The sequence below is a fragment of the Vibrio sp. 10N.286.51.C3 genome (genome assembly GCF_003050065.1).
GTDB lineage: Bacteria > Pseudomonadota > Gammaproteobacteria > Enterobacterales > Vibrionaceae > Vibrio > Vibrio crassostreae.
This window is the reverse complement of the sequence record NZ_PIGC01000019.1, coordinates 1-11,941: the sequence shown is the minus strand read 5'-3', so window position 1 is coordinate 11,941 and position 11,941 is coordinate 1. Positions and strand designations below refer to the sequence as shown.

Here is an 11,941-nt window from a genome sequence, read left to right as displayed (position 1 = left end):
AGACGGGTCAAACAAGCTTTTCAAAATATTGAGAGGAATCATTAATAGAACTCATTAACTTGTCATTATTTATATTAATAGAAATCAGATGAAAAAATAAAAATCTCGGTTAATAAATGAACATGTTCGTAATTCCACGGCAACTTTCATATTTTGACGTAATTAACGAGCTGGATAAATTCTGAGGGAATAAGCTGAATCATGAATATTACCACTTTATTGATAAGGGTAATTGTCTCGAATAGTTATTGTTAATATAAAAACAATGTAAAATCAGTGATAGTATTGACAGTAAGGTGGTGTAACGATGCGAGTCACGACAAATAAATATGCTATTTTTACAAAAAAATAATTAAATTTATATTATTAGCGTGGTTGATAAATGAATAATCTTGATTTGATGTTGCATTTGTCAATTTAAGTGTTTGTTTATGTTTGGTATTGTTGTTCATTTTTTTCTGTTATGTGGTAGGTGTCATGAATGCTGGCTGATTTTACATTGATTAAGTTATTAATTAAGTTTGTGTTGGCTGTTTAATAATTAAATAGCGTGTAAGCAATAGTTATCAGAATGGATAATGCCACTTGTAATAGTTGATAATATAAATTCAAAAATAAGGTGAAGACCTTAGGATGAGTTTAATTATCAAAAAATCGTCATATACAGTGATAACGTTGTCTGTTCTTTAATTTTCTTAATAAATAATATGTAAGGTCAACACTATGAAGTTGTCGATAAATAAGTCATTGTTAATAGCAATGTCAGCGTGTGTTTTTTCTAATGTAAGTGTTGCTGCAATTAATGGCGACTATCATGTGGTAGATGATGACCTAACGGCTGATCATAACGAAAGCAACGGTGTGCCGATGCCTTTTTATGCTAACGGGAGAATGCAGTCCAAACTCAGTGTTTCTGTTTCTTTTGCGGATAGCTACGGCAGACCAGTGACCGTATCTAAGAGTGACTTAGAGGGAGCGATATCTTTTTACCTAAAGAATAGTGGGCAGGAGTTAGGTAAAGATAAAGACTGCAGTTACGGAAGCGGTTGTTGGGGATACACGTTGAATCCAAATGACTACTCTCACCAAATGGGCAGCAGTTACGGTTACTCGAAAACCCTTCCTACGTCTCGTGTTTCAGCAAGTGATACTAAATTAACCGCTTGGGTGTATAGCAACGAAGTCGCTCAATATCGTGAAGTGTGTATGAAGGTTAAGTTCGATGCCGGAAGCCAGTATGACAACAATTACTACGATAGCTGTGCCTTCCCGAATGAAAGCAGTGCGTTCTACCAAAGCGTGCAGCCTAAGTCTTACAGTGCTGCTGATTTTTCTGAGCTTGGAGAAGGTGAGTTGGTGTGGGAAGAAGCCAACGCCGACGGGTTCTATTTTGATAAAGCAGAGATGCGTAACTTTTATGTGACGCCGAAAGATACGTCCGTTCAACTGGTTCAGGTTGCTATGGATAACTTTGACGAGTCGGATAGCGATAAAGTGTTCCTAAACGATGAATGGTTGGGCTGCTACTCAGATTGCCCAGACGATAATCGCTCTGTGAAAGGCTATATATTTGTTCCAGGTTCAGAGCGCAATGTCTCTGACGAGTATGTTTGGAATAGTGCTGCTGGTGAAGGCCGAACTGCTGTGTGGCGTGTTAACCAACAGCTAAGATCAGTGACTCTTAGCAAGCTGTTATATTCGAACAACGGAACGTCAAACAACGATTCGCAAAAAGAGTACCGATTTACTGTATTCGACCAATACGGTAACAAGGGACCATTGAAGCTTATTTATCCTCAAAGTGAATTTACTGGTGGTGGTCAGAAGTGGGATTACACCCGTTGGACCCTAGTTAGCCAATAACACTCGAACAAAACAGAGTTAGCTCAAGCATTTGAGCTAACTCATCCACTTTAGGGGAAATTTATGTCTAATTGGACTTCAAATGCTTTTAACTTTGATAGTTTTTGTTCGGGCGGTGTAGACCAAAGGACCAGAAGCTACTCATACCAAATCTTACTTGGCTCTCTTATTGGTAACTGGCTCAAGGGACCAAACCTCGATATCTCCATTCAATTCTCACCATACTCAGCAGATAACCTTGGTTTTGGTAAAGGCTGGAAGTTAAATCTTCCGAGATACGATATTGAAAATAAACAACTCTATCTAGCCAACGGGCAATCTTATCGCGCTGAATTAAATGCCAATCTAGAAATGAGTATTCGTTACAAAAAGTTGCTCGATTTTTCGGTATCGTCTAGCGCGAATGGTTACGAAATTACTTATAAAAATGGCCGTACTGATATTTTAGATAAAGATGGTGACATCATTAAGGTACTCCAAAGCAATGGGCATGCCCTCTATTTCTCTTGGCTCAATGTTGGCGGCAAGAAACGCTTGGACAAAATTTGGGACGATAGAACAAACAAGCAAACAGCGCTGCTGTGGATTGAATATGTGAGCACAGGTCGCGTCAATATTTTTACCAATCTTGGCAGTACCCACGAGGCCTTTTTTGGTCTTACGCTAAATAACAGTAAGCTGGTTAAGTGTGACTTACCTGAGCGCGCTGGTAGCTATAGCTTTGGTTATCTAAACATTGGTACATACACGCTAATTGAGAAAGTGGTTCATCCTTGTGGTTTAACGGAAAGTCTGCGATACAAAGCTAATGGCATTCGAATTAATTCGATGACCTATTTGCCTGCGGTGACTTCTCATGATGTACTGACTCTCAACTCTCCTGTCATCACGACGACCTATGACAGTATTGGTACCGATAGTCGTAATTTTATGGGGTACGGATCGCCCGGTGGAGAATTGAGCGAAGGGCTTGATAATTTGCTGGAGCGCGGCAGAGAGTACAGCTATCGCGTACAAAAAATTGAAAATGGCTCTATTGTCACGGCTCAAACCTACAATCAATTCCACTTGCTTGTTGAAGAAGCTCGACACGTCGATGGCAACCTGGTTCATTTGAAAAGGTTGGATTACCCCGCCCTTGATAATCAAGAGTTCTCCGCTCAACCCGCTCAGTACTCATTGATCAGTAAAGAGGAGCAGGTTTGGCTTTCTGGAGCGGATAGCCAAGCTCAAAATAGATTCTGGGACTATGACGAATACGGCAACATGCTCAGGTTTGTCGACGAGAATAGTATTACAGAACACTATGAATACTACGCTAAAAATGGAGAAGCGGGCTGCCCTGCATCACCAACGGGCATGGTTAATTTCGTTAAATCCCGCACGTTAGACAATGGCTCTGAACAAAGAGTGATTGCTTACCAGTATGCTTCTCTAGAGGGGTTAAATGGTCAGCGAGACGTAGTGCTGAGCCTAGAAGAAGATACACAACGTTACCAAACTCATTACGCTTATCAAACTGATACTAGTGATACCTATTCATTTAGCCGACTGGCTTCGGTACAAAATGACATTCTTCACCCTAACGGTGTCTATTCTGCTACTTCACGTTATCAGTATGCATTGGATAATGATGTTCTTGAAGAACACGAAGAACTGACTTGTCATGATAATACGAAAACCAATCTTGTTGTTGGTCACTACCTTGATATTGGTGAGTTAGCACGACATGTTGACTCTGACGGTGTCAGCTGTTCATTTGCTTATGACACGCTTCGAAGAACCACCGAAGAGCGAATTGAAGGAAGTGCTTCCCGTTCGTACCAATACATTGTTGATACTGGCTTGAGCCGACAAACTCTGCTGTTAACTGACTGCAAAGGTAACTTGTGTGAGCAGAGCTGGGATGGTCAAGGGCGAGAATTAGAAGCCAAGGTTGGAAGTTCAGTCGTATGGACCAAAATGTACGATGCGTTTGGCAGGCTGCAAAGCAAGAGTACCTATGATGTGCTGCCCGATCGAAACTCCAGATCAGCGCCTGTAGTGTTAACTGAGAGCTATGAATACGATGATTGGGGGCAGGTTAAATCGACACTGCTTGCGAACGGAAAACGTCGCGTTGAATTTAACAACCTTGCATCGCGTAAGAAAACTCAGGGTATTGAAGGCTTAACCATGACGGTGAGCTCTCTAAACACTTGGGGCCTTGAAGATAAAAAAGAGCAAGGGATCCATAGCTGGAATTATGAGTATGACTCGTGGGGAAGGCTGATCAAAGAAACCAACCCGCTTGCTCAATCTAAGCACTACCATTACGACCGTTTTGATCGCGTGATTCGCATGACTCAAGCGAACGGTGTCGATCACGACATCAACTATGCTGAGCATACCGATCAGTCACAGGTTGTAGACCTGAAGATTGGTGGGACAACGGTGGGACAACGTGACATTGATGGCTTAGGGCGTCAGCGATCACTACGACGCGGTGCGAGTACTCAAGCGGCGCTGAGTTGGTCCTACTCAGACAGCAGTAATATTCCTGAAACTGAAACTAGCTTGTCAGCGCCAGTGCGTAAGTTTACTCGCGATAGTCAATTGGGTGTATTGAGTGCCAAGTCGTCTGATGGGCAGGTTGCTAACTATAGTCATGACCCAATATCCGGCTTGCAAACCGGGAGTCAAGATAGTGAAGGCAATCAAAGTACCATCACCTATTCGTCGAAGGGGTTGCCTGAAGTTGAGGTAAATGATGGACAGATTCGTTACTACAGCTATTCGGATGGCGGGGTTATCGCTGCCGTTGATAGCGACACGGATACTCGACAGTATGGTTATGATGAACTCGGACGCTTGGTGAAGCTGAGCTCAAACTCGACAACGGTTTATTACGAGTATGACGAGTTTGATCGGGTGATCGTCGAGACTTTAGTGTCTGGTAATCAAACCCAAATTACGGAGCTTGATTGGGATGAGTACAGCCGTGAAGTGAATCGTGCTGTTGCCTTGAACAACCATTATATCTTTGAGCAATCACAAGAATATAACGCGCTGGGTATGCTCGAATCTCGTACCAAAGAGTGTGCGACATTAGGCAACCTGACAGAAAGCTATACCTATGACGAGCTTGCTCAGCTTACTAAAGTCGAATTCTTTGGGGCGGGACCTTTGAGTGATTGGGGACAGCCAATGACTTCAATTGAATGGAGCTATGACGAGCTGGGTAATATGTTGACTCAGCGTACATTGACGGCCGAATCTGAAGATTTCGCTCGTTATTTTTACGAGTCGGATGACCCTAGTCGGTTGACCAGTATTACTCACTCTCATCCAAAACTTGATAGCCAAATATCAATCGAGTACGACTTGAATGGCAACATGACTCAAGATGCGGATGGTCGAATTCTTGAATATGACAATTTCGACCGATTACAGCGTGTGTTAGCTGATAATACCGAATGGCTCTATCAATATGACAGCAACGACCGACTGTCTACACAACAGTCCGTTTCTGAATCTCGTCACTTTAACTATCTATTGGGTGACCTCGCTTCGATCGAGGAAAATGGCAAACTCACTCAGTATATCTATCACGAAGGAGTGCCTAAATGGTCAGAGATGGACTCGGAAACCACGTTGTTGGCGACGGATCAAAATGGTTCTGTCATTGCCTCTAATACTTCAGGGAAAACGGGTTCGATGTACCGTTACTCTCCATATGGACAACGCGATCAAGCGGGGAATGTAAATGAAGAATAAAGACTCGGTATTTATTACCCCACTTAATCGCCGTCAGTTTCTGATTAAAATTGGTCAAACAGCGGCAGTGGCTGGTGGCATATCCTTGCTACCGACTTCAGTTCGTTTGGCGATGGCGCAGTCGATGACAATCTCTCATTCAGACATTGGCTTCAATGGTGAGTGGCTAGACCCCGTGTTACAAGGTTATCACTTAGGACAAGGCTATCGTGTTTACCAACCTAAGCTGATGCGTTTCAATGCCCCCGACAGTTTGGCGCCTTTTAATGAGGGTGTTCATAATGCTTATGTGTATTGTCACAATGATCCTATTAATTTCACTGACCCAAGTGGGCACTTGAATATCAGCAAGATCTTGTTTGGTGCTTTTGGTGTACTTGCTGGGATAGTTGGTATTGCATTGGCGGCACCTACTGGTGGTTCAAGCTTGGTGTTGGCGGCTGGTATCATCGGTGGTATTGCTGGGATGACCAGTGGCGCATTGCAAATTGCATCTGGTGTTATCGATGATGGGGACATTTCCCGTAAACTTGATATAGCGACGATTCCTTTCGATATTATTGGTGTGGTAAGTGGCGGGTATTCGGCCTATAAGTCGGTTCAGAATCTGCGTTGGGTAAGAGCTGGCGGTGCTCTGGAAGATGTGACACAGCCAGGCCTTGGCTCTCGCTTAATGAATAAAATCAGGCCTTCGAGTGAGTACAATGTGGCATGGGCGAGTAAAACGAACCCGGCCATGCGAATAGGCAGCTCTGAGGGACGGGTGATTGCGACCAGAATGACTCAGGGCGGCAAGACGATGACGTACACGCCTCCCCCGATTCACGGTGGCTACACAAAGATCCTCCTTGGGCAGGTAAAGGTTGGTGCACGAGGCTATACCATCTATCAAGGTATAATGACGGCGCGCTCGATTGGCAGTTTGGGCTGGTCTACGGTCAAAACGATACCTGGGCGCTTGGATCAGGAAAAGTCATCAGCGGATAATATGGTAACTGAAGGCAGAAGTGCTAACCCTGCTGCTAAGAAGACCCAAATGTACGCACTCGAAGAGACCAGACAGCGCATAAAATATGGTAATGAAGTACAGCAAATGATCCGTCAATTGCCATTGTCTTAGCCTGCTCTATTTTTTCTTGAACAATGTAAAGCCAGCTCAATCTTAGTTGAGCTGGTTTTTTTGTATTTATTATTGGCGTTTTTGAACGTTAGCTGTAAATCATGAGCACTTCCCTTAGATTCACTTTGTGATCAAAAAAAGATCAAAAACAGTTGCTGAAACCTGTTTCGGTGTGTATCTTCATTGCACCTTGAAACCGGTTTCAGAGTTGCAGCTTTTAAGTTTGTTATCTTAAACCTATCTATTTTCTAGCGAATAACTTGTAGCGAGTGATGGTATGAACAACGAATTTCCAAACGATTTTTTATGGGGTGGCGCGGTTGCGGCGCATCAGCTAGAAGGCGGCTGGGATGCGAATGGTAAAGGTGTCAGTGTTGTTGATGTATTGACAGCGGGCGCTCACGGTGTACAACGTCGAATCACCGATGGTGTAATCGATGGTGAAAACTACCCAAACCAAGTGGCGGTTGATTTCTACCATCGCTACAAAGAAGACATTAAGTTATTTGCTGAGATGGGCTTTAAGTGTTTCCGTACTAGTATCGCGTGGACGCGTATTTTCCCGAATGGTGATGAAGCTGAGCCATGTGAAGCGGGCTTAAAATTTTACGATGACCTGTTTGATGAGCTTCTGAAATACGATATTCAGCCAGTTGTGACGCTGAGCCACTTTGAAATGCCTTACCATCTAGCCAAAGAATACGGTGGCTGGATGAACCGTAAAGTGATCGACTTCTTTGTTAAGTACTCAACCACGGTGATGGAGCGTTACCAGCACAAAGTGAAATACTGGATGACGTTTAACGAGATCAACAACCAAATGAATACCTCGGCAGATATCTTCGGTTGGTTGTGCTCTGGCGTGAAGTTCCCACAGTGCGAAAAACCGCAAGAAGCGATGTACCAAGCGGTTCACCACCAGTTTGTTGCAAGCGCATTGGTAGTTAAGAAAGGTCATGAGATCAACCCAGATCTTCAGATCGGTGCAATGTGTGCGATGGTGCCTTTCTACCCTCGTTCTTCAAAGCCAGAAGACATCATGGTGGCGCAGCAAGCGATGCGTGATCGTTACTTCTTCTCTGATGTCATGGTTCGTGGTCACTACCCAAGTTACGCCAAGCGTGATTGGGCTATTAAAGGCTTCAATATTGAAATGCAGCCAGAAGATGAGCAGATCCTAAAAGAAGGTAAGGCCGATTACTTAGGCTTTAGCTACTACATGTCGAATACATTGGATTCGTCTTCTCACCAATCGACAGAAGAAGCGATGGACGGCGGTCATGAAAACTCGGTCGATAACCCGTTTATCAAGTCGAGCGATTGGGGCTGGCCAATTGATCCAACAGGTTTGCGTTTCTGTTTAGCGTCTCTGTATGAACGTTATGAAGTGCCATTGTTTATCGTTGAGAACGGTTTTGGCGCTGTTGATACCATTGAAGAAGATAGCAGCATTAATGACGATTACCGCATAGCTTACCTTGGCGACCACATCAAAGAGATGAAAAAAGCCGTTGTGATTGATGGTGTTGATTTGATGGGTTATACCCCTTGGGGCTGTATCGATTTAGTGTCGTTCACCACGGGCGAGATGAAAAAACGCTACGGATTCATTTACGTAGATAAGCACAACGATCAATCTGGCTCACTAGAACGCAAACGCAAGAAGTCGTTCGAGTGGTATAAAGGCGTGATTGCATCTAACGGTGCCACTATTTAGAATGCCTGCAATTGAGCGGCAGCGTGCGTTGTCGTTTCACGGATACAATTAGCTGGCTTAGGTCGGCTAATTTTTTATAGAAGGGTAAGTGAATGGTCACAATGCTTGATGTCGCGAACCGCGCTGGCGTATCTAAATCGACGGTTTCTCGTGTCTTAAACGGCAAGAATATCGTGCGCGCGGATGTGGTGAAAAAGGTATTTGATGCGATTCAAGAAACGGGCTATCGACCAAACTTGTTAGCTCAGCAATTGGCGACCAAGAAGACCAACTTCATCGGCTTTGTTATTACCAATGAGTTGTTCAACGGCCCTTACTTTTCTTCCTTGATGTACCACGCGGCTTCATACAGTGAAAAGTCGAATCACCAATTGGTGATCACCGATGGTAAACACAGTGCTGAAGATGAGCGAAAAGCGATCAACTTCCTACTCGATATGAAATGCGCGGGCATCATCATCTATCCGCAATGTTTAACGGAAATCGAGATAGCGCAGATCATCGATAGCACCGATACTCCGATTCTGGTGCTTAACCGCGAAATGCCTTCGAAGCCTGAGCACGCGATCACCACCGATCATTATCAAAGTGCTTGTTTGATGGTTGAACACATTATTGAACAGGGCCATACAGATATTGCGGTCATTCGTGGTAAAGCTAGTTCATCGACCGATGAACAGCGTTTTAAAGCCTATCAAGATGTACTAACCAAGCACGGTGTTGCACTAGATGAAACCAAAGTCGTTCAGGGCGATTGGACGATGGAAAGTGGTTACCGTGCCGGGCGAGCTTTAGCGGAGAGCAAAGCAAGCTTCACTGCGATCTTGTCTGAAAACGATGACATGGCGATTGGCGCGATTAAGGCGTTAACAAAGCTGGGTTATTCATTGCCCAAAGACATCTCTATCGTCGGCTTTGATAACAGCAAAGTGGGTGAATTCCTCACACCAAGCTTAACCTCTGTCAGCGTACCGCTGGAGCAGATGATACAAAAGGCGATCCTGAAAATTGTTGGTGATGCTGAACAAGCTGAGGCCATCAACACTACCGGCAGTTTGGTGCTGCGCGATTCAGTTGCTCAGCGTATTTAAGCTCAATTAACAGAGAGTCGATTTCATATTTGGCCTACAAAAAGTGATGGGCTATACATCTCTGAAATCGTGCTAAAGCCTTGCTTACTCCGCTTTATTAGATATGCGATATTGCGTTCTTTGGTCGTTGAATTGACCATTTTTAGGTAAGTAGTGTGAAAAGAGGTAAGTAACGTGAAAACAGAAAAACAAAAAATGTTAGCTGGTGAGCCTTATTTAGCATGGGATGAGCAGCTGTACGCGGAGCGAATCGAGTGTCGTAAGGTATTGCAAAAACTTAATAACAGCATTCCAGATACCAATGAGTGGCGCACGGCAATTGATAAGCTGATTCCTGATTCTGAAGGTGCCTATTTAGAGCCGCCATTTCGTTGTGACTATGGCTCAAACATTAAGCTGGGTAAGAACTTCTATGCCAACTTTAACTGCGTAGTTTTAGACGTGGCAGAGGTAACGATTGGCGACAATGTGTTGTTCGCGCCAAATGTTCAGGTGTTAACAGCAGGACACCCGCTAGACGTTAAAGGACGCGTTGAACAAGGTGTTGAGTTCGGTACACCAATTACTATTGGTGACAATGCTTGGATTGGTGCGGGCGTAATCATATGCCCAGGCGTGAACATTGGTAAGAACAGTGTGATTGGCGCTGGAAGTGTGGTGACTAAAGACATTCCAACCAATGTGGTTGCGGTGGGCAATCCATGTAAAGTGCTGAAATCGATCGATAACGACTAAGTTTACTGAATACTTCCATCATCTACATTAGAGCGATTCTCTATGTGTACGTGAGGGACTTAGCTTTCTCGATTCATTATTACCAATATGTAATAATCATTTCCAAAAATAGGGGATTATCAAAATTAATATCCCTACCTATACTAGCCCCAACAAAACGAGAGAGCGATAACAAACAAGCTCAACGTTGACTGACTAATATAGGAAATATCACATGACTATCGAAATCAAACATGGTCAAACTCATATCCAATCTAAAGCTATGGTTGCTTGGAAAGCGGGTGAGCCGCTAAAGCGTGAAACCGTTGACGTTGAACTGCCAAAGGCTGGCGAAGTACTTGTTCGTATCGTTGCTACTGGTGTTTGTCACACTGACGCATTCACTCTTTCAGGTGACGATCCAGAAGGTATCTTCCCTTCTATCCTTGGTCACGAAGGTGGCGGTATCGTTGAAATGGTTGGCGAAGGCGTAACAAGCGTTGAAGTTGGCGACCACGTGATCCCACTTTACACAGCTGAGTGTGGCGAATGTAAATTCTGTAAGTCTGGTAAAACTAACCTTTGCCAAGCGGTTCGCGAAACTCAAGGTAAAGGCCTAATGCCAGATGGCACAAGCCGTTTCTCTATCAACGGTGAGCCAATCTTCCACTACATGGGTTGTTCTACTTTCTCTGAGTACACAAGCGGGCGAGCCACTAAAGCGTGAAACGGTTGACGTTGAACTGCCAAAAGCTGGCGAAGTACTTGTTCGTATCGTTGCGACTGGTGTTTGTCACACTGACGCATTCACATTATCAGGTGACGATCCAGAAGGTATCTTCCCTTCTATTCTTGGTCACGAAGGTGGCGGTATCGTTGAGATGATCGGCGAAGGCGTGACAAGCGTTGAAGTTGGCGATCACGTTATCCCACTTTACACTGCTGAGTGTGGCGAATGTAAATTCTGTAAGTCTGGTAAAACTAACCTTTGCCAAGCGGTTCGTGAAACTCAAGGTAAAGGCCTAATGCCAGATGGCACAAGCCGTTTCTCTATCAACGGTGAGACAATCTTCCACTACATGGGTTGTTCTACTTTCTCTGAGTACACAGTACTTCCAGAAATCTCACTAGCAAAAGTAAGCAAAGAAGCACCACTTGAAGAAGTTTGTCTTCTAGGTTGTGGCGTTACAACAGGTATGGGCGCGGTACTGAACACAGCTAAAGTTGAAAAAGGCGACAACGTTGCTGTATTTGGCCTTGGTGGTATCGGTCTTTCTGCAATCATTGGTGCTCGTATGGCTGGTGCTGACCGCATCATCGGTGTTGACATCAACGAGAGCAAATTCGAGCTAGCGAAACAACTTGGCGCGACTGACTGCATCAACCCAATGAACTACGACAAGCCAATCCAAGACGTTATCGTTGAGATGACAGACGGTGGTGTTGAGTACTCTTTCGAATGTATTGGTAACGTAAACGTGATGCGTCAAGCGCTTGAATGTTGTCACAAAGGTTGGGGCGAATCTGTAATCATCGGTGTTGCAGGCGCAGGTCAAGAGATCTCAACTCGTCCATTCCAACTAGTAACCGGTCGTGTATGGCGTGGTTCTGCTTTCGGTGGTGTTAAAGGCCGCTCTGAGCTTCCAGAAATCGTAAACCGTTACATGGCAGGTGAGTTTG

General features: G+C 44.3%; 8 protein-coding genes. All 8 read left to right on the top strand.

Annotated features, from left to right (window positions below; translation table 11 throughout):
* Nucleotides 1-735: 735 nt before the first annotated feature.
* Nucleotides 736-1,863: a hypothetical protein gene (locus tag CWO27_RS18495; protein WP_102431558.1), complete on the top strand. Its 1,128-nt coding sequence runs from the start codon at nucleotides 736-738 to the stop codon at nucleotides 1,861-1,863.
* A 63-nt stretch (nucleotides 1,864-1,926) separates the two neighbouring features.
* On the top strand, nucleotides 1,927-5,619 hold the full coding sequence (locus CWO27_RS18490; protein ID WP_107899340.1) for an RHS repeat protein: 3,693 nt from the start codon (nucleotides 1,927-1,929) through the stop codon (nucleotides 5,617-5,619).
* On the top strand, nucleotides 5,609-6,739 hold the full coding sequence (locus tag CWO27_RS18485; RefSeq protein WP_004736818.1) for an RHS repeat-associated core domain-containing protein: 1,131 nt from the start codon (nucleotides 5,609-5,611) through the stop codon (nucleotides 6,737-6,739). The genes CWO27_RS18490 and CWO27_RS18485 overlap by 11 nt, the downstream gene beginning before the upstream one ends.
* A 277-nt stretch (nucleotides 6,740-7,016) precedes the next feature.
* The gene (locus CWO27_RS18480) at nucleotides 7,017-8,456 is read left to right on the top strand and encodes a 6-phospho-beta-glucosidase (protein WP_107899339.1); all 1,440 of its coding nucleotides are present in this window, start codon (nucleotides 7,017-7,019) and stop codon (nucleotides 8,454-8,456) included.
* A 92-nt stretch (nucleotides 8,457-8,548) separates the two neighbouring features.
* Nucleotides 8,549-9,547, top strand: coding sequence for a LacI family DNA-binding transcriptional regulator (locus tag CWO27_RS18475; RefSeq protein ID WP_102530196.1), 999 nt, complete (start codon nucleotides 8,549-8,551; stop codon nucleotides 9,545-9,547).
* Nucleotides 9,548-9,721: 174 nt separating this feature from the next.
* A complete protein-coding gene (locus CWO27_RS18470) occupies nucleotides 9,722-10,282 on the top strand; it encodes a sugar O-acetyltransferase (protein WP_102530197.1) in 561 nt (186 codons plus the stop codon).
* A gap of 214 nt (nucleotides 10,283-10,496) precedes the next feature.
* Nucleotides 10,497-10,988 carry an alcohol dehydrogenase catalytic domain-containing protein gene (locus CWO27_RS18465; RefSeq protein ID WP_441351763.1) on the top strand — a complete coding sequence of 164 codons (492 nt, stop codon included), beginning with the start codon at nucleotides 10,497-10,499 and terminating at the stop codon, nucleotides 10,986-10,988.
* The coding region (locus CWO27_RS18460; protein ID WP_258185205.1) for an S-(hydroxymethyl)glutathione dehydrogenase/class III alcohol dehydrogenase at nucleotides 10,888-11,941 on the top strand (1,054 nt) is incomplete at its 3' end. The genes CWO27_RS18465 and CWO27_RS18460, both read left to right, overlap by 101 nt.

Coding starts and splice junctions, on each gene's coding strand:
- CWO27_RS18490 (WP_107899340.1), top strand. CDS start 1,927: ATGTCTAATTGGACTTCAAATGCTTTTAACTTTGATAGTTTTTGTTCG.
- CWO27_RS18485 (WP_004736818.1), top strand. CDS start 5,609: ATGAAGAATAAAGACTCGGTATTTATTACCCCACTTAATCGCCGTCAG.
- CWO27_RS18480 (WP_107899339.1), top strand. CDS start 7,017: ATGAACAACGAATTTCCAAACGATTTTTTATGGGGTGGCGCGGTTGCG.
- CWO27_RS18465 (WP_441351763.1), top strand. CDS start 10,497: ATGACTATCGAAATCAAACATGGTCAAACTCATATCCAATCTAAAGCT.
- CWO27_RS18475 (WP_102530196.1), top strand. CDS start 8,549: ATGGTCACAATGCTTGATGTCGCGAACCGCGCTGGCGTATCTAAATCG.